Here is a 17,946-nt window from a genome sequence, read left to right as displayed (position 1 = left end):
TTGTCGGTTTTGATCTTCAACCTGAGATGGTTTGATTCATTGGCAAGGAGCGAATTATCTATGAATGAAGCATTATTGGAAAGATTACAGAAATTCCTGTCAAGGGAGGATCGGGCCTCACTGGTAGGATGTCCGGCAACCCAAGAGGAAATCTCACATGCAGAGCAGTTACTGAATGTAAGGTTTCATGAGGACTATTTACGTTTCATAAGAATGTTCGGTGGAGCTTATGTGGGTCTTGCTATACACGCATTCTCTAATGGTTCCAGTATCGGAAATGAAACAATCGTTGATTTGACGCTGGATTTCCGTGAGCAAAGTAAGGAGCTTCCTTTTGGAGATGAATTACGAGCAAGTTATGTCATTTCAATCGACGGTTCCGGCGATCCGATTATCATCGATCAGACGGAAAAAGTATTTATCTGCTATCACGACACAGGCGAGGTCAAATTTTTGGCAGATTCCTTTGAGGCGCTCATCGAGGACAATTTTTATGAATGGTAAGACATTCATAAGTTGTTGCGTGATACAGCGGTCTACAACGGAATCAACAAGTTCGTACGAGAAGAATACGCAGCACAATCTCCCTTGGCGAAGGGAGATTGTTTGCTCTTCTTGGAACTAAGTGCAAAGGATAATGGCTTATCCACACCGTCGTATAACACGAATGCGATCCTCCAGCGTATCCGAGACCTTGAAACTCACTGTTGGGGAAGACCCAGAGACTAAGAATTTTACCAGAAGGGATCATATACTGATAGGCAAAAAGCAGCTTGCCACTGGTTCATTTACCGGGCGTAAGCTGCTTTTTATTACCGGAAAGGGAAGATATACATTTCTGCATATAACACTCAAGTACATGTATTATTCGTTGGGTTTTGGCTTATGCATATCGTTCGCTCACAAATTCACCTGAATACTTTGAGCGCCCATAATGAATAATAAGGTTGAATTGCGAAAAAATTTCAAGCCGGTTGATATCATTCGGTGTCTTTAAAAGCGAAGAACAAAGAAAATAGGAGGCTAGTGTAAATGAATCAACAACCACAAAATCATCAGAATATGCAAACAGGAACGGTTCCACCGCAGCTGAATCATGGCGGTCATGAAATGTTTGATGTGCACGAGGTGCTGAGCGGGGCTATCAATACGATCGATACCTATACCATGCTGAGCGGGCATGTACAGGACCCCGAGCTTCGGGATATCTTGCAGCGTCAAAAGCAATTTATGACAGAGGAATATAACATTACCTTGGAGTGCTTCAAATCAGGGATGGATCCGTCCCAACCGACGAAAAGCTATAAAATGAAACAAGGAAACGATTTTGTTTACGGTGTAAAACCAAGTCAACCGAAAAAGCCGATGCAATCTGCAGCCGAACTGACTGATGAATGTATCTCACTCAGCATGTTGAACGCGGTCAAGTCAGGCGCCACAATGAAAACCAATGCTGCGATGGAATCGACGAATCCAGTGGTGCGTCGCGTTCTTGCGGATTCCCTTCCGAACTGTATCGAGATGGCTTACGAAATTTCTCTGTATCAAAATAAACATGGCTACTATCAAGTCCCACAATTATCACAGCAAGACATGCAGCATATCCAGAACAGCTATGCTGCCGCAGTAATCCAGCCGCAAATGCCTGGGAAGATGACACATTAATAATAGAAAAGCGCCGTGTCTGTTAAAGGACGCGGCGCTTTTTTTGATCATTAACAGGCTAGATTAACAATCGCATCGTACCTCCGTTAAACCAGTCCGCTCTATGGGCTGTTTTTTTGGTTTCCAGAAAAACAGGCGCTGTATCTGTAAGCTTGTGAGAAACTTCACACTATGTTACATGTGTCAAATGGTTTATAATGATTAGATGATAGTAGGTATTTTCAACTTTGAATATATATTATAAACTATAATATGGTTGGAATTGACACAAATGACCATGTGATTTCAGGAGACGCCTTGCTTTATTAATGACATTAAGCAAAAAGCGCCTGCCTTTTTTTCAAATATATGAGATAAGGAAGGTTATCATGAGCAACGTGGACAATAAAACGGATGTAATCTTGATTGGTGCCGGAGTCATGAGCGCTACATTAGGATCTATACTGAAAGAATTGGTACCTGAATGGGATATCAAAGTGTTTGAGAAGCTCGGAAGCGCAGGAGAAGAAAGCTCTAACGAATGGAATAACGCAGGAACTGGCCATGCCGCATTATGCGAACTCAACTATACTTCCGAGAAACCCGATGGATCTATAGATATCAGTAAAGCCATCAATATCAATGAGCAGTTCCAGCTTTCAAGGCAATTCTGGTCCTACCTTGTGAAACGTAATCTGATCCGAAATCCGCAGGATTTCATTATGCCCATACCTCATATGAGTCTCGTTCAAGGCGATAAGAATGTAGCCTTTTTGAAAAAGCGTTTTGAAGCGCTGTCAACTAATCCTTTATTTCAAGGCATGGAATTCTCCGATGAGGTCGATAAATTAGAGGAATGGATTCCGCTAATTATGGACGGCCGTACTTCAAGTGAACCAATCGCCGCAACCAAAATCGACTCCGGAACGGACGTTAACTTTGGCGCTTTAACGCGTATGTTATTTGAACACTTGAAGAGCAATGACGTCGAAATCAATTACAAGCATAGTGTCAAGAATATTAAACGCACCAGTGATGGCTTGTGGCAAGTCAAGGTTCATAATCTGAATACCGGGATCGTCGAATATCATACGGCAAAGTTTCTATTTATCGGAGGTGGCGGCGGAAGTCTGCCATTGCTGCAGAAAACAGGCATCCCGGAGTCGAAGCATATCGGCGGTTTCCCTGTAAGCGGGCTGTTCCTGGTATGTAACAATCCAGAGGTTGTAGAACAGCATCATGCTAAGGTATACGGCAAAGCCAAAGTTGGAGCTCCTCCAATGTCGGTTCCGCATCTGGATACCAGATACATCGATAACAAAAAATCTTTGTTGTTTGGTCCATTCGCCGGCTTCTCGCCTAAGTTCCTGAAAACCGGTTCGAATCTTGATTTGATTGGTTCAGTTAAACCGAACAATGTGATCACGATGTTGGCCGCAGGTGTTAAAGAGATGGCTCTCACCAAATATCTGATCCAGCAGGTCATGCTCTCGAATGAGAAGCGGATGGAAGAATTGCGAGAATTCATTCCAAATGCCAAGAGTGAAGATTGGGACATCGTGGTTGCTGGTCAACGCGTGCAAGTCATAAAAGATACCGATGCTGGTCGGGGAACGCTGCAGTTCGGTACGGAAGTGGTCAGTGCTTCTGACGGCTCGGTAGCTGCTCTGCTTGGCGCTTCGCCTGGTGCTTCCACTGCAGTGCATGTCATGCTGGAAGTTTTGCAGAAATGCTTCCCGCAGCATATGAAAGAGTGGGAGCCGAAAATAAAAGAAATGATTCCTTCTTATGGAGTCTTGCTCGCCGAGAATCCTGAATTATTCCAACAGATCTATAACGAAACTGCTCAAACGCTTGGGCTCAGCAACAAAGAACTGGTTTATCATTAGATTCTGGCTATCATTCCATATACATTACAAACCCATGAATCCATTTAAGGATCATGGGTTTTCTTATTTCATATGAATGATGATTCATAAATCAGGTTATGGGGTAATGTTGAATGAAATTTTTCTGTAGATTTAGAGAGGGGGAGATACTCGACGAATATGACAGGGCAAGCCCGTTATCTGGATTCGGGTTGTGCAATACACTTATTTTAATGGATGGAGGTTTGTTTATGTTTCGATTTAAATTAAACCAATCATTGAGAGTTCTGACTTCATTGTCGCTCGCTATACTCTTGTTTGGCATGTCAGGCTTGTCTGCTTTTGCGGCCACGCCCGGGAAGACGGTTAATGCATCAGCTACGCTCGCGTACAATCTCAAGGGACTAAATCATAATGTTGCGGTGCAGAAGGCTTATATCGCGGATAAGTACATTTACGTTACCCAGCGGTCGAAGGGAAACTGTTATCTTTCCCGATTACTCATTAACGGAAAGGACGCTACATATGTTGATGAGATGACTGTTACGAATACGGGGCATTGCCAAACACTCGATATGTATACCTACAACGGAAACAACTATTTTTATTTCAGTTCCAAGGCTGATCCATCCACCGATTATTACTGGTCCCTCCAAGTCGCTAGACTCCAATACACAGCAGGCAAGACAGTGGACTATACAGCTCTTCCACGATTCACCTATATGAATTACGCGAATAAGACGGGCAGTCGGCTAGGTGAAACCTACCGCGTTGATGGGGGCGGTAATAGTACCCACACGGTCTTCCGTGTGCAAACTGCTGAGAAAACCGTGACTTGGTCCATTTACGACACCGTTGCATTAAATAAGCTGCTGGATAGCAACCAACAGGTGCGGATGGATAGCGCGGCAGCGGTTAACGCTGCGGTCACCAGCTTTACGCAGTCTGGTAGTGATATCATCAGACCAAATGGATCATTCCAGGGAGTTGACCTCCTCGGTCAATCAAAAATATTTACTTCAGGCGGGGCAGAAGGTGAAGTCCCGCAAATCGCATTAATATCAAGTTCAGGGGCTTATAAAACGCTGGCGAAGATAACGAATGTGGGCAATCATGAAATTGAGGGTGTGCAAACGAAGAACGGAAATGTGTATTTCACCATCGTAACAGATCCCGTGAACAAGAAAAACACACAAAAGATCTATTATGTTGCAGACAGCATATTTAACTAATATATAGTCAGTCACTAGGTTGTCGCCGAGCTACTGCTTGGCAGCAGCCTTTTTTATTGCACACATCACCTAAAATGGTAACTTCGAATTCACAGAGTGTTGCATTTCGGTATGACTGTAATCACAGTGGTGACGGAAGAAGTTTCATATACTTGAGTCATAAGAAGTGAAATTAATCACAAATCGATTCATTATAGAGGAGGTTTCATTATGAGTTCATTTACACTTCAGACTCTTGTATCCGATATCGTAACAGCCGTTCCACAGACTGCGGATATATTCCGATCACTTCGGATTGATTTTTGTTGCGGAGGACAGGTCCCATTGGAAGAGGCCGCTAAACAGCGTCAATTGGAACCTGCAGCCGTATTGAAGCAAGTGCAATCCCTTGAGGATAAGTTTGCAGATTACCTTGAGAGTCGTCCATCGTCACTGAATGAAGTGGAACTGATTGAATATATTCAGGAGAAACACCATGCTTTCTTGCGGGAAGAGCTACCAGCTCTAACCCCGTATGTGACAAAATTGGCCCGTGTCCACGGCGACCGCCGTCCAGAGCTTCTCGAGGTGCAGAAGCTTTTTTCTGGATTGAAACAAGAGCTTCTGGATCATACACAAGACGAGGACGATCAAGTATTTCCGCTTATCTTAAAGTTCGTTGCAGATCCGAATCCTCAAACTGCTGAGCAGCTTAAGCCTCATGTGTCTGAATTGGTGCAGGAGCATGCTCAAGCTGGCCGGATCCTTCAAGAGTTACGCAATGTAACAACGGATTATGAATTGCCGGCAGATGCTTGCGGTACGTATCGACTGGTATATCAACGGCTCGCGATGATTGAAAAGGACACCTTCGAGCATATCCATCTTGAAAACAACGTGTTGTTCGAAAGGATTCGTGCAGCGGTTTAACTAAAATAGAAGCCTTTCCTCGTTAGAGGAAGGGCTTCTTGTTTTTACTGGTTAGAATGTAATCGATGCTTGGGTTAAAATAACAGGTACAGCCTGAAAGATAAATGATGATTATAGTTAGTTTTAATATTGCTATAGGTATGGGAGGTATTCGCATCGATAAGCTTTACAGGAGATTAAATGAGATCGGAGACAGGGGAAATGCGTTAGTCCTACATCGTCTGCTCCAAAGAACAATGCATCTTACTACAGGAGAAGATTGGGAAGAAAGGCAAGTTGCGAATAGAATGTATCGGCTGCTAGTAGAGGAGATCGAGTCCGTTTACAAACAGCAGATACGAGCCGAGGAACTTCAAACCCACGTCCATATCGTGTTCAGTCTTTCAAATGCGGGTTCACTGAAAGTAGCGCTAAGCAGGCTTGGAAAACGGGAGGAAAATATAGTATTAGCTTTTAATGATCTTTTCTCAATCGGCCCCATTGCAGATTTGCACACAACGGAAGGACAACATCAACGGCAAATGTGGTTAATGGAACATGACAGAGATTCCTTCCATGCAAGTCTTGCCAATCAAGAGCATCAAATCATGCCTATGATTGAAAAGTTAAAGAATATTCAAGAGAACAAGTCGGTTGTGATTTGGTGTGCGGATAATGCACACGATCAAACAGGACTTCGCTTCGCAATGTTTTTATTGAGAGAACGGAAAGCACCCGTGCATATAGTTAACTTGACAAAGATATTTCAAGAGACAGGATCATACGGAGAGAAGGGAAAAGCTCCGTTTGCTCAATCGTCAATCGAATACGATAATTATTTGGATATCGTCAGAAACTATGACAATGGTGTTCTTCTGGATGCTAATCAGAGAAAGCAGTTTGTCTCTGAATGGACAGAGTTAGCAGGCCAAGACCATGTTCTCCGCCTGTGGGTACAGGGGAGAATCGTAGGTTGTGATGAGAATCAACTGGATGAAGTTATTATACAATCAGTTATTGAACTCCAGGCAGGCTTGGATGCTGATGAGTTCGTCAGGGCAGGGGAAGTCGTGGAGAGAGTCATGGAAAATTCTCAGCAACTTATAAGTTATTCTTACATGGTCAACCGAATCTGGACGTTGGTCAATGATGGCCTCCTTGTATTTAAAGGAATACCTAATTTGTTGCACCAGTTTTCTGTTCGTATGTCTAATGTTCATTATGAATTGAACCAGATTCCAAAGAAACGTTAAGTTATAGGAGCAAATAGAAAAATCAACATAAATATAGTCAGCGCGCATCGATGAGTAATCGTTGCGCGCTGTTTTTAGTTTACTATTGTAATCGCTGTTCCCCTCTGGGCATCTACTCACTGAGTAACTCCAGCTTCGCGATCCTCTTGTTGTACACGATCCGCGACAGTCCAATGCTGATCTCGTATAAGAGAAACAGCGGCACGATTACAAGAATGTCTGATACGATGTCCGGCGGCGTAATCGTAACGGCTGTAATTGTGAGCAGCATATAGGCAATCTTCCGCATTTTAGCAAGACGGATTGGATTCAGAATGCCAAGCGAGGTTAGGAACATGATGACCACAGGCATCTCGAACAACACGCCAAACGGAACTGTCATATGGATCATGAAGCGAAAGTACTTCTCTGCCGTATAGGCGGTGATGAAATTGTCCGACAGCGAGTTCAGGAATGAAAGTACCATGGGATATATAACGAAATAGCCGAAAGCGAGTCCCATAATAAACAGAATCCCGATCGCCGGAATATAGGCAAGTGAGATGCGTCGTTCAAGCGTGCTTAAACCGGGTGCAACGAACCGCCATACCTGAAATCCGGCAATAGGCATCGTTACGGCAATGGCAATCACACCAGCAATCATGAAATATACCCATATGACGTCGGTTGGTCCGAGGAGCTGCAGCTGGCCATCAACATCCCGGGTCAACCTTTGGTACAGCGGTTCTACATATAGAAAAGCAGCACAAAGGGCAACCAAAAAGGTGCCCAATGTGATGAGAATCCGCTTGCGAAGCTCCGTCAAGTGCTCCGTAAGATATTGCTCCGGTTGTTGCTGATCCATCATTTCAATTTATCTCCATCGCTTGCATCATCACTGGTTACCAGTTCCCGCGTTGAGTTTTTGAACTCGGCAAGTGTTCGGCCGAATGCACGACCGAGCTCGGGAAGTTTAGAGGGACCGAATATAATTAATGCGATTAACAATATCAGAATCAGCCCCGTTACGCCTATGTTTCCGAAAGGCATAAAATCATCTCCTTCAGCCAGTTATTTGTTATTGGATGCCATTTGCAGCAGCTCGGTTATATCCTTGGCGATCGAGCTGTCCTTCGGCGATTTGTGCAGTTTCGTTGTGATTCGTTCAATGATTACAGGTGCTTGCGGATTGGTTACCGTGAGAATATGAATCTCCTCATTAAACATCTTCTTCACCTGTTCTTTAGCTTGTGACAAACTATCGCCATCCACTGACTTAGCACCGCTTACGCCTTGATCAGGCTCACCCTTGCCTGATAAACCATAATTCTGGTTCAGAACCTTCTGCTGCATTTCGTCGTACCGATTCGATGAAACATGTGATTCTGCCCTGGCAAGAATTACCGTGTCGTTGAGTACAAAAGCTTGGACTCCTTCAATACCCGCACTTGCAAGTCTGGATCGAATATGCGAGGAGATACCACCTTCGTGCAGATTGGAGGAACCAATCATACTGTACACGGACATGCCCATTCCACTCGTCGTTTTTCCATGGACATTGGTCGTTTGCGTTTTGGGTCCATGATAGTTCGGAATCACCGAAGAATCATGAAGTCGCGCCGATTCGACATTGTTTTTTTTCACGGATTGACCCTTTTTTTGCTGGTTGTCTGCTGCTTGATTGGAACAAGCCGTTAGAGCAAGAAGCAGGGACGAGCCCAACAAGAGACCTTTCCAACTGCCCCACAATTGATTCATAACATTCGCCTCCATCATCTTGGTATAGTTATCATGCCCGGATGGAGAATAATGTATGAATGGAATTTTCATGGGGACAATACCCATTATCCAATACATGAAGAAGAGTAGGAGGTCTCCAGCTTGAGTGAGCAAGAACAACAATCTAAACCATCGAAATCCGATCAAGGGCAAGCTATGTCGAGGCGGAAATTTCTGACTAACTCTGGTTATGCCGTAGGAGGCGTCGTGTTAGGCGGTGTACTTGGTTATTTGCTGCCAAAGGCAAAAAAACAACCCGCTGCCCAGCCTGCGCCTAAACCAAATGAAAACAAAAACTTTAATGAAGCCTTGATGTTCTTCAACCAGGAACAATATATGATCACGCAAGCCGCCGTTGAGCGGATTTTTCCTGCGGATGACAATGGGCCTGGAGCAAAAGAGCTGGGTGTTCCTTTTTTCATCGACCACCAGTTGGCTGGAGATTGGGGTTTCAATGCCAGAGATTACATGCAGCCGCCTTTCTATGTCGGTGAGAAGACGCAAGGTTACCAGGGGCGTCTCAGAAGAAGAGAAATCTTTTATATTGGGCTCCGTGAATTGCAGAATTACAGCCAAACCAAGTATAAGAAGGACTTCCCAAGTCTGACGCCCGAGGAGCAGGACGCCGTCCTGACTGCATTCCAGAAAGATGAAGTAAAATTAACGACGATTTCCGCAAGTGGTTTTTTCAATCTGCTCCGCAGCAGTACCTTAGAAGGAGTCTACAGTGACCCGCTGTACGGCGGAAACAAAGACATGAAGGGATGGGTCATGCGGGAATACCCGGGCAACCAAATGTCTTACACGAATGTCATTGAGCAGAAGTTCAAGGTTATGCAGCCGAAAAGTCTAAGGGATCATCTATAAAACCAAGGATCGAGAGGGGTATCAACATGGCAAAAAAATTGCCGAAAACGGATGTTGTGATCATAGGTGTCGGCTGGGCAGGCGGTATTATCGCTTCGGAACTGACTAAAAAAGGACTCTCTGTTGTCGGGCTGGAGCGAGGTAGGGAACGTGTGACTGAAGACTATTACATGGCCCATGACGAGCTGCGTTATGCGCTGCGGTATGATTTAATGCAGGATCTATCTAAAGAAACGATCACGTTTCGAAGTAATGAGAAAGTACGCGCGCTGCCGATGAGGTCGTATGGTTCTTTTCTGTTAGGTGAGGGGCTTGGAGGTGCGGGTGTCCATTGGAATGGACAGACTTTTCGCTTCCTGCCATATGATTTCAAAATACGGAGCATGACAATAGATCGATATGGGAAAGATAAAATACCCCCAGGTATGACGATCCAGGATTGGGGCATTACCTACGAAGAGCTTGAACCGTTCTTCGATAAGTTTGAGAAGACTGCGGGAATCTCGGGTGAAGAGAATCCTATGGCAGGCAAGCGTTCGAATGCTTATCCGACTCCGCCCATGAAGCACACGCCATCCATGAAGATGTTCTCGGAGGCTGCGAGTAAGCTCAAACTTCACCCATATACGTTGCCCTCGGCTAATCTGTCGGAGAACTATACGAATCCCGATGGAATATCGCGAGCTGCATGCCAATACTGTGGGTACTGTGAACGGTTTGGTTGTGAATATGGGGCGAAAGCCGATCCGGTCGTTACCGTCATTCCTGTTGCAAAGAAAACCGGTAAGTTTGAAATCCGTACCCTTTCCTATGTAAGGAGAATCCTTCATAAAGGTGGCAAAGCCACTGGGGTTATGTACACGGATCTTACGACAGGTGAGGAGATCGAACAACCTGCAGATATTGTCGTCTCGACAGGGTATGTGTTCAACAATACAAGGTTGATGCTGCTCTCCAAAATCGGCAAGCCGTACGACTCGGCCAGTGGAACAGGTGTGATCGGAAAGAACTACGCTTATCAGGTTATTAAAGGGACCGCGGCCGGATTTTTTGAAGATCAAAAATTCAACTTGTATGCCGGCGCTGGAAGCCTGGGAATTAGCCTGGACGACTACAATGGGGATAATTTCGATCACTCAGATTTGAAGTTTATCCATGGGGGGAATATCGCCCACACCGTAACAGGGCAAAGACCGATCCAGAACAATCCGGTTCCGGAAGGGACACCACTCTGGGGTAAAGATTTTAAAGCGAAATCCTTAAAGTATGCGAACAGTGTGCTCTCGGTTGGTTCACAAGGATCATCCATGCCATTTCGTCATCACTATCTGGATTTGGATCCTACTTACAAGGATCAGTTCGGCGATCCATTGATTCGCATCACCTTTGACTTTGAAGATCAGGATCGTGAACTAGCAAGATATCTGTCCGACCGCTGCGGAGATATAGTGAAGGAAATGGGCGGCCAGAACATTTTGAAGTTAAAGGAATTGGGGCCTTACGAAATTACGACTTACCAGTCCACGCATAATACTGGTGGGGTCATTATGGGGGAAAATCCCGGGAATTCAGCGATTAACAACCACATGCAAATGTGGGATATGGAAAACCTGTTTGTCATCGGAGCATCCGCGTTTCCGCATAATAGCGGATATAACCCGACAGGGACTATCGGCGCCCTTGCATATCGAGCTGCAGAGGGGATAGTCGAATACAGCAAAAAGGGTAAGTTATTAGTGTAGCCTAATTAATTCACAACAGGAGGTAACAAAATGATCAAAAAGAGTTTGCTGATTATGATGCTGCTCGCGGCTTTTGTCATGGTGGTCTCGGCATGCGGAGGGGGTAATAAAACTTCCGAGCCAGCCCCGGCCCCTTCAGGAAACGAGGCGCCAGCAGGAAACGAGGGAGAAACGGGTGGCAACGCGACAGAAGCTACATCGCTATACAATGCGAACTGTATGGCTTGTCACGCGACGGATTTGTCAGGGGGCGGAAGCTTCCCGAATCTGCAGAAGGTAGGATCGAAATATGACGCCAGCCAAATCGCAGGTATTATCACGAACGGTAGAAACGGGATGCCGTCATTCCAGGGCAAGCTGACAGATGCTGAAATCACAACATTGTCCGAATGGTTGGCCGCCAAAAAATAAAGGAACCAAATGCAAGGGTCATCCCGAATGATGGGATGACCCTTTTGATAGTGATTTGGCCTTAGAAGCACATTCAATTAATGGTGATGATGCGAGTGAATGTCAGAGGTACCCCCTTTAATTGAGCATAATAAGGATTGGTCGTGGAGATGCTTTTCTGATTCAATTTGAAGAGTTACATGTTGAATTTCTTTATGCTCCAGCATATGCTCAATTTTTTGTTGTAAAAGTTCGGATTCATAGATGGTTTTATTCCCATCAACTACGATATGCGCAGAGAGAGCATTGAAGTTACTTGTGATGGACCAGATATGCACATCATGAATTCCTTCGACACCATCTACTTTTTGAATAGATTGAATAAGATCTTGCAGATCAATATGCGATGGTGCTCCTTCCATCAGAACGTGCAGGGACGCCTTGGTCACATAGTAACCACTCCGTAATACAAGCACTGCGACGATGACGCTTGCGAGAGGATCCGCCCAACCCCAGCCAAAAAACATCATCAACAATGCCGCAGCGATAGCCCCTACAGAGCCCAGCATATCACTTATGACATGAATAAAAGCGCCGCGCATATTCAGATTGCTATGGGTATCACCGCCTCGCATCATAATCCAGGCGACAAGGATATTAATAAGTAAGCCAATAATGCTGATGATTAGCATACCGGTCGTTGCAACTTCAGGAGGATTCGCAAAACGGATGACAGCTTCATAAAAAATGTACAGCGAAATCGCGATTAATGTGAGTCCGTTAAATGTTGCGGCGAGTATTTCGAAACGTTTATAACCGTAGGTCTTGCCGTGGTTTATTGCTTTCTCTCCAAACTTGAAAGCCAGAATGGCGATCCCCAAGGAGATTGAATCAGACAGCATATGACCTGCATCGGATAACAGAGCTAAACTATTGGTAATAAATCCTCCGAAAGCTTCAACGATCATATACAATGTGATAATGGAAAATGAAATAAACAATATTCTCTTGTTCTTGGTATGGCCATGATCATGGCTGTGGTTATGCTCAGACATATGGAAACCCTCCACATTACATATTTGTATTTGAACAACTGCTCATATACTCATGATAAATATTAGTTCTTGGTTTGTCAATCCATCTAAACCTATAATTTCTTAAATGATACGAAATTATGAATGAGGGTTGGAGAATGTCTCATCAGGTAAACGGTCTTGAACATGAAGGAATGTAGGTTATTAAGTAGAATTATTGCATATAACGGACGATTGGGATGATATCGAAAATGTTAAAACCTGTCTAAATAAGTATCCATTGCGGGTTGAGGTGTATGGACTCATGAGTTTCCTCTTGACCCTATACCTTAGTACGGGGTGTAAGATCATGAGTGGAGGGAGGAGCGGTGTTTGACTTATATAACGATCGGAGAACTGGCAAAGCGGGCAGGCGTTCATCTTGAAACCATAAGGTATTATGAGCGGCGCGGATTAATTGCGGAGCCTCCACGGAACAAAGCCGGTTATCGGCTGTACACCACATCGGATATTGAACATATCCGATGGATACGGCAGGCACAAGGAATTGGGTTCTCTTTGGAAGAGATCCGTTATCTAATGAGTCTGCGTACGGGAAAAGCATGGCCGGAAGCAGAGCTTCGTCAACATGCAGAGGAGAAGATCAAGGATATCGAGAATAAGATCAAGCAACTGGAGCAGATGAAAGTTCTTCTAATTCGCACCGTGGGTCAAACGAACGAATCACATATGTCATGCCCGGTCCTCCTCACGATTACTAAAGGAGGAGAAGCCCATGAGCAAGAAAATTGATGTGTACTCTGACGGGAGCAGTTACAGTCAATCCCTCGTCAAGTTGGTTCAAGAACATGCATGTTCGAAATGTGAGATTACGATTCACCATATTGAAGAGGGACAATTCATGACACCGTCAATCTGGATGGATGGGAAGGTAGTAAACATCAGCAAGTATGAAGAGAAAAAAGCTTAAAGAATGAATGGCGGAGCTGCCGGCACATATCGGCAGTTTCGTGTATATGAAAATATAGAAATCCATTTGTAGCGCGAAAAAAGACGCTGTTTCTGTTCATATTTGATGCTTGACTTTTTTGTTCTGTTCAGGCGGGTACTTGACAGCCGTGTGCTATATTAAGAGAGTATGGCTTCCTATATTTCATGACAAGCCATAACACTCAAGGTTTTTAACCATACATAGGAGGCAACTCATGTTTCAATATAGCAATCAGAATTATGAAGGAGTCAACTTTAGCACACAAGATTTAAGGTATGGAGAGCTAATTAGCTGTACATTTAATCAGTGCTCGTTTACTAACGGATCACTCGAAGAGATTACATCCAACAACTGCCATTTTATAGAATGTGATTTTCGCGGAGCCATGTTGAACGGTTCTATTCATACAGAATCAGCGTTTGTGAATTGCAGCTTTAACAGCGCCAATCTTTTTGTAGCAAAATTTGAAGATTGTAAAATGACAGGATCTGATTTTTCCGGATCGAATATGGATGGAATCACGATTTCGCAAGGGGATTGGTCCTATACGAATTTGAGACACTCCAGATTAGTTAAGCAAGATTTACGTAACGTGAAATTTCATGAAGCAGATCTGTCAGGTGCTAATCTGGAAAAAGCCGATTTAAGAGATTGTGATTTAACTATGGCAATCATGGCGAATGCAAAATTGCAGAATGCTGACATTCGAGGGGCAGATATGAAAGGTGTAGATTTTACAACATTTACGATTAAGGGAATGAGAATGGATAAAGAGCAGTCCGTGTTATTTTCGCTTTCTCACGGTGCCAAGGTCGATTAGCATAAAGGTTAACAATATAGAATTAGCAGCGTTGGATTGGCATCATGAATGGACGACTGCAAATAGCCCATACAGAAAGGTGAAGTGAAGAGGATGACAAAGACAAGGCAAACGATACTGTTCCAAGGCGACTCCATAACAGATGGGAATCGGGGGAGAGACCAAGATCCTAACCACATCCATGGACATGGTTATGTTTATCTGATTGCGGCTGAGCTGGGATATGAATTAGCGGGAACTCAGCCGCAATTCATCAATAGAGGGATAAGTGGTAACCGTGTCTCTGATATGTACGCGCGGTGGAATGAGGATGCAATTAGTTTACGTCCGGATTTAATCAGCATCCTGGCAAGGGCAAACGATGCCGGGCGGATCATTGATGGGTCGCCAAGTGGAGCTACCGACAGATTCGAAAGAGCCTATCGCCACATTCTGGAGGAAACGAAAGAAGTGTTGCCTGAGACTGGACTCGTATTATGTGAGCCGTTCGTGCTAAAGACAGGAGCGAGAACCCTAAACTGGGAAGAGTGGCGTCAAAGGTTGGATGAATATAGTCTGGTGATTCAGCAGCTGGCTCAGGAGTACGATACGTTATTTGTTCCATTGCAAGCGGCATTTGACCACGCATCTGCACGATCAGGTCCCGATTATTGGATATGGGATGGTATCCATCCAACAACAGCTGGTCATAGCTTGATAGCTCGAGAATGGTTGAACGTCGTTCAGAATAGTTCATGGGCTATTTGTTAAATGGAATTATGCCGAGAGACAAGAACATGGTACCATTAAAGTCGCTGTTTTAGCGGCTTTTTTTAATAGGCACAAGTTCTTCTTCAGAATGGACGGCTTTTCAAAATGGACAAGAATATAGTCCCATTACGGAATAGATGATTATCTAAACAATAAGCACATTTAGTTAGAACCTCAATAAACACCATTAGTAGGTATTGATTCATAATCCGTGATCTTCGATCTTCATGGTCCGAGCGAGTGTATTGTAAGAGATGGAATATTTCATGGTGTAGGTGGAACATCGAATCTAGATGAGATACTCATTTACTTTAAAAGTTGGGCTCTCATGCATTAATCAAAATGGGAATCTTGGTCGGGTTGTGCCTGCCTTCAATCAAAGTCTTCAATATATACTGACGGACTTTAACAAAAAGTAGTTGTGAGGATAAAACGTGGTACATTACCGATTAGGTAAGAAGTATCTAGTCTTTTCTCCCCGTTATTTCATTAAGCTGATAGCAAAATGAAAAGCAAGAAAGCAGCCGATAGAAGTGATTCGATGCTCTTATACAGTTAATGGACAGTTTAACACTGTCTTTCTATATTGTTAATCTTCATCTATCTAACTACCGCATTGCAATCGAAAGCCTATTTTTGTAACTTCACTATTTTAAAAATTCACTTGTATGCAAAGAGAAATATAACTAAAGTTAGATGCAGATAAAAACACAAGATTTGTTTATCAGATAAATTTGAATAAGGTATTCCTAACATAAGAATCTTTTGATGGAAGTAATGTATTTATTTATCATATATTGTATGTTATGATGCATAGGAAAATAGAACCAGTAGGAGAGAGCTTAAAATGAACAAAAAGGCACTTGTTACTACCGCATTATCTCTGCTTCTTCTTACTAGTGTAACAAGTATGTTAGCTAATCCAGGGAGAATAGATTCAAATGGTGGTATACATGTTGGACAAAAATACTACACCAGTAAAACCCAAAGAAACTAAACCTCAATATCCGGAATCTTCTTTAATAGTATATGTTAATGACAAAAAATTGATTTCACCAAATAAGCCGGCACAATAATCTGTTTCCTTTACGAGACATTGCAGATGCATTCGATGCAACATATAATAACACATTAAAAATTGTGATATAAAACAAACTAGTGGGGAGCTAGTAGCTATCCCTTTTTATTCAATTCTTTGCTAATTTTCAAACGAAATAATGTTGATGAACTGAAAATTTAGTGGGGTAGGTGATCTGATCCACATTGGTGGGATTCAAGACTGTATACATGGTATCAGATAATTACCTCTTTGAACCAGTTGAAAATAATATTGGAAGCATGCTCAGCAACATTAAGGATAGAGCTAAGTTCTATCTGAACGAAAAATATGACTGAAAGAGCACTTATAAAAAATACTTCGTTGCTTCCAATTTATTTTGTAATAAGAGGAGAAGATTTGTATGGAATTACTAAAGTATCTTAATATACCTGAATTAACAACAATAGTTACTATTGTTTTCATGATAGTAATTGGAATACATTTCATAAAAATGTCGGAGCCAGAGAAGTTGATGGAATCAGGGCGATTAAAAACATTGCGAATGCTAATTAATGAAATCATTCTTTTTGTAATAGTAACTATAGTATTAACTTACGTACATCAAGTAGGAATCATTAACCCTGCTCTGATGCTTATCAATTTGTTTTGTTTATTGTTTAGTACTATTCTAGCATTTAGTTATTCCGATTTTAAACACAATAGGTTTCAGATAGCCGTTAATAAAGTAGTTATTCGTTTCTTGGGACAGAGGTTTTATAAGTATTTTGTATACCTGTTGATCTTAGGACATTCATTTTTAGTTATATGGTTCTATAAACAATCAATTTCAATGCTGATAGATAATTTAAATACATATTATAAGTTGAATCAAACAGACCCGGTACTTATCCTAATCGAAGCTACTCAAAAAAATAAGTTAAATATATATTTGTATTTAGGATTTGCCTTTTTTATGTTTTTCTTATTAAGAAAAGCATATATGCATCCAATTAATAAAATTACTAATGGTATATTCCAAACCAAGCATAGAAAAAATATTAGATTAAGCAGTGGTGAACAAATTAAGAATGTATATGTTTTCCAATCAGCTGACAACAAATTCATCATAGCTAGTGTAGATGAAGTCTTATCAAGCTCAGTTAAGCATTACCATATAAACAAGGATAAAATCGACTATATTGAAGTAGCTTCGAATTCATGGGATAAGATAATTAAGTAATCAAACCAAGTTTTAAACTTGGGAACATTCTTTTAATTACGTAATTATAGGGGAATAAGAGGCATTCAATGTATAGATTTTAGAGGGTATAGCACTGTCTCGTGACCTATCCGGTCAATCAGTTATTTTAATGAAGCATACACCGTTACAGTTTGCATCAAGAGTGTTTTTTACTTTCGATTCCTTAAAATAGCAACAATAACAGAAAGCTCATTTTCCACATCTCAACCATTTGTTTTGTTATTTTCTTTCATTGGAACGGTAATTAGCCCCATGGTCTCACACGATAATATACCGAGAATAAATGCAGGCATATCTGTTTCATGGTTTCAAAACGGTGATCTACAAATCTTTAATGTGCAAATAAATTTTTTTATATAATAATAGGCTCATTCCCCCTCGGAGGTGATTTTCCCCTGCCACCTTACTA

General features: G+C 42.6%; 19 protein-coding genes. 15 read left to right on the top strand and 4 right to left on the bottom strand.

Annotation, left to right across the window (positions count from 1 at the left end; translation table 11 throughout):
* Window positions 1-60: 60 nt before the first annotated feature.
* The 6 genes from ABEQ74_RS26365 (at window position 61) to ABEQ74_RS26340 (ending at window position 6,885) form a co-directional block, all read left to right on the top strand.
* Window positions 61-504, top strand: a complete 444-nt coding sequence (locus tag ABEQ74_RS26365; protein WP_430125199.1) for an SMI1/KNR4 family protein — start codon at window positions 61-63, stop codon at window positions 502-504.
* Between the two features lie 528 nt (window positions 505-1,032).
* Window positions 1,033-1,665 (top strand): spore coat protein, encoded by a 633-nt coding sequence (locus ABEQ74_RS26360; RefSeq protein WP_430125198.1) that lies wholly within the window; start codon window positions 1,033-1,035, stop codon window positions 1,663-1,665.
* 368 nt (window positions 1,666-2,033) lie between these two features.
* Window positions 2,034-3,533 carry a malate:quinone oxidoreductase gene (locus ABEQ74_RS26355; RefSeq protein ID WP_430125197.1) on the top strand — a complete coding sequence of 500 codons (1,500 nt, stop codon included), beginning with the start codon at window positions 2,034-2,036 and terminating at the stop codon, window positions 3,531-3,533.
* 230 nt (window positions 3,534-3,763) lie between these two features.
* Complete coding sequence (locus tag ABEQ74_RS26350; RefSeq protein WP_430125196.1) at window positions 3,764-4,744, top strand: hypothetical protein; 981 nt, start codon at window positions 3,764-3,766, stop codon at window positions 4,742-4,744.
* A 210-nt stretch (window positions 4,745-4,954) separates the two neighbouring features.
* Window positions 4,955-5,653: an iron-sulfur cluster repair di-iron protein gene (gene ric / locus ABEQ74_RS26345; RefSeq protein WP_430125195.1), complete on the top strand. Its 699-nt coding sequence runs from the start codon at window positions 4,955-4,957 to the stop codon at window positions 5,651-5,653.
* Window positions 5,654-5,757: 104 nt separating this feature from the next.
* Window positions 5,758-6,885: a DUF1835 domain-containing protein gene (locus tag ABEQ74_RS26340; protein ID WP_430125194.1), complete on the top strand. Its 1,128-nt coding sequence runs from the start codon at window positions 5,758-5,760 to the stop codon at window positions 6,883-6,885.
* A gap of 112 nt (window positions 6,886-6,997) precedes the next feature.
* Here the strand turns inward: ABEQ74_RS26340 and tatC are convergent, their stop codons facing one another.
* From tatC to ABEQ74_RS26325, 3 genes are read right to left on the bottom strand one after another with little or no spacing between them, the layout of a single operon-like run.
* Window positions 6,998-7,729 (bottom strand): twin-arginine translocase subunit TatC, encoded by a 732-nt coding sequence (tatC, locus tag ABEQ74_RS26335; RefSeq protein WP_430125265.1) that lies wholly within the window; start codon window positions 7,727-7,729, stop codon window positions 6,998-7,000.
* Window positions 7,729-7,914 carry a twin-arginine translocase TatA/TatE family subunit gene (gene tatA / locus ABEQ74_RS26330; RefSeq protein ID WP_053493573.1) on the bottom strand — a complete coding sequence of 62 codons (186 nt, stop codon included), beginning with the start codon at window positions 7,912-7,914 and terminating at the stop codon, window positions 7,729-7,731. The genes tatC and tatA overlap by 1 nt, the downstream gene beginning before the upstream one ends.
* 21 nt (window positions 7,915-7,935) lie before the next feature.
* Window positions 7,936-8,622, bottom strand: a complete 687-nt coding sequence (locus ABEQ74_RS26325; RefSeq protein ID WP_430125193.1) for a hypothetical protein — start codon at window positions 8,620-8,622, stop codon at window positions 7,936-7,938.
* A gap of 123 nt (window positions 8,623-8,745) precedes the next feature.
* Between ABEQ74_RS26325 and ABEQ74_RS26320 the strand changes: the two genes are divergently transcribed.
* The 3 genes from ABEQ74_RS26320 to ABEQ74_RS26310 are packed head-to-tail and all read left to right on the top strand — an operon-like array spanning window position 8,746 to window position 11,663.
* Window positions 8,746-9,510, top strand: coding sequence for a gluconate 2-dehydrogenase subunit 3 family protein (locus ABEQ74_RS26320; protein WP_430125192.1), 765 nt, complete (start codon window positions 8,746-8,748; stop codon window positions 9,508-9,510).
* 26 nt (window positions 9,511-9,536) lie between these two features.
* On the top strand, window positions 9,537-11,252 hold the full coding sequence (locus tag ABEQ74_RS26315) for a GMC family oxidoreductase (protein WP_430125191.1): 1,716 nt from the start codon (window positions 9,537-9,539) through the stop codon (window positions 11,250-11,252).
* 30 nt (window positions 11,253-11,282) lie between these two features.
* Complete coding sequence (locus tag ABEQ74_RS26310) at window positions 11,283-11,663, top strand: c-type cytochrome (RefSeq protein WP_430125190.1); 381 nt, start codon at window positions 11,283-11,285, stop codon at window positions 11,661-11,663.
* 77 nt (window positions 11,664-11,740) lie between these two features.
* Here ABEQ74_RS26310 and ABEQ74_RS26305 read toward each other — a convergent pair whose 3' ends face one another.
* Window positions 11,741-12,697: a cation diffusion facilitator family transporter gene (locus ABEQ74_RS26305; protein WP_430125189.1), complete on the bottom strand. Its 957-nt coding sequence runs from the start codon at window positions 12,695-12,697 to the stop codon at window positions 11,741-11,743.
* 351 nt (window positions 12,698-13,048) lie between these two features.
* Here ABEQ74_RS26305 and ABEQ74_RS26300 point away from each other — a divergent pair, with 351 nt between their 5' ends.
* The 6 genes from ABEQ74_RS26300 (at window position 13,049) to ABEQ74_RS26275 (ending at window position 17,516) form a co-directional block, all read left to right on the top strand.
* Complete coding sequence (locus ABEQ74_RS26300; RefSeq protein ID WP_430125188.1) at window positions 13,049-13,468, top strand: MerR family transcriptional regulator; 420 nt, start codon at window positions 13,049-13,051, stop codon at window positions 13,466-13,468.
* Window positions 13,452-13,646, top strand: coding sequence for a hypothetical protein (locus ABEQ74_RS26295; protein ID WP_430125187.1), 195 nt, complete (start codon window positions 13,452-13,454; stop codon window positions 13,644-13,646). Before ABEQ74_RS26300 ends, ABEQ74_RS26295 begins: the two co-directional genes overlap by 17 nt.
* 235 nt (window positions 13,647-13,881) lie before the next feature.
* Complete coding sequence (locus ABEQ74_RS26290) at window positions 13,882-14,487, top strand: pentapeptide repeat-containing protein (protein WP_430125186.1); 606 nt, start codon at window positions 13,882-13,884, stop codon at window positions 14,485-14,487.
* A 93-nt stretch (window positions 14,488-14,580) separates the two neighbouring features.
* Entirely contained in the window at window positions 14,581-15,237 is a 657-nt protein-coding gene (locus ABEQ74_RS26285; protein WP_430125185.1) for an SGNH/GDSL hydrolase family protein, read from the top strand.
* 847 nt (window positions 15,238-16,084) lie between these two features.
* Window positions 16,085-16,234: a hypothetical protein gene (locus ABEQ74_RS26280; RefSeq protein WP_430125184.1), complete on the top strand. Its 150-nt coding sequence runs from the start codon at window positions 16,085-16,087 to the stop codon at window positions 16,232-16,234.
* Between the two features lie 463 nt (window positions 16,235-16,697).
* Window positions 16,698-17,516: a hypothetical protein gene (locus tag ABEQ74_RS26275; RefSeq protein WP_430125183.1), complete on the top strand. Its 819-nt coding sequence runs from the start codon at window positions 16,698-16,700 to the stop codon at window positions 17,514-17,516.
* The last annotated feature ends 430 nt before the right edge of the window (window positions 17,517-17,946 follow it).

Source organism: Paenibacillus solani (assembly GCF_050475945.1).
In the GTDB taxonomy this organism is placed as follows: Bacteria; Bacillota; Bacilli; order Paenibacillales; family Paenibacillaceae; genus Paenibacillus_AQ; species Paenibacillus_AQ solani_A.
The sequence above is the reverse complement of the archived record's forward strand: the minus strand, read 5'-3'. Positions and strand labels throughout refer to the sequence as shown.

Coding starts and splice junctions, on each gene's coding strand:
- ABEQ74_RS26365 (WP_430125199.1), top strand. CDS start 61: ATGAATGAAGCATTATTGGAAAGATTACAGAAATTCCTGTCAAGGGAG.
- ABEQ74_RS26360 (WP_430125198.1), top strand. CDS start 1,033: ATGAATCAACAACCACAAAATCATCAGAATATGCAAACAGGAACGGTT.
- ABEQ74_RS26355 (WP_430125197.1), top strand. CDS start 2,034: ATGAGCAACGTGGACAATAAAACGGATGTAATCTTGATTGGTGCCGGA.
- ABEQ74_RS26350 (WP_430125196.1), top strand. CDS start 3,764: ATGTTTCGATTTAAATTAAACCAATCATTGAGAGTTCTGACTTCATTG.
- ric (WP_430125195.1), top strand. CDS start 4,955: ATGAGTTCATTTACACTTCAGACTCTTGTATCCGATATCGTAACAGCC.
- ABEQ74_RS26340 (WP_430125194.1), top strand. CDS start 5,758: ATGATGATTATAGTTAGTTTTAATATTGCTATAGGTATGGGAGGTATT.
- tatC (WP_430125265.1), bottom strand. CDS start 7,729: ATGGATCAGCAACAACCGGAGCAATATCTTACGGAGCACTTGACGGAG.
- tatA (WP_053493573.1), bottom strand. CDS start 7,914: ATGCCTTTCGGAAACATAGGCGTAACGGGGCTGATTCTGATATTGTTA.
- ABEQ74_RS26325 (WP_430125193.1), bottom strand. CDS start 8,622: ATGAATCAATTGTGGGGCAGTTGGAAAGGTCTCTTGTTGGGCTCGTCC.
- ABEQ74_RS26315 (WP_430125191.1), top strand. CDS start 9,537: ATGGCAAAAAAATTGCCGAAAACGGATGTTGTGATCATAGGTGTCGGC.
- ABEQ74_RS26310 (WP_430125190.1), top strand. CDS start 11,283: ATGATCAAAAAGAGTTTGCTGATTATGATGCTGCTCGCGGCTTTTGTC.
- ABEQ74_RS26305 (WP_430125189.1), bottom strand. CDS start 12,697: ATGTCTGAGCATAACCACAGCCATGATCATGGCCATACCAAGAACAAG.
- ABEQ74_RS26295 (WP_430125187.1), top strand. CDS start 13,452: ATGAGCAAGAAAATTGATGTGTACTCTGACGGGAGCAGTTACAGTCAA.
- ABEQ74_RS26290 (WP_430125186.1), top strand. CDS start 13,882: ATGTTTCAATATAGCAATCAGAATTATGAAGGAGTCAACTTTAGCACA.
- ABEQ74_RS26285 (WP_430125185.1), top strand. CDS start 14,581: ATGACAAAGACAAGGCAAACGATACTGTTCCAAGGCGACTCCATAACA.
- ABEQ74_RS26280 (WP_430125184.1), top strand. CDS start 16,085: ATGAACAAAAAGGCACTTGTTACTACCGCATTATCTCTGCTTCTTCTT.
- ABEQ74_RS26275 (WP_430125183.1), top strand. CDS start 16,698: ATGGAATTACTAAAGTATCTTAATATACCTGAATTAACAACAATAGTT.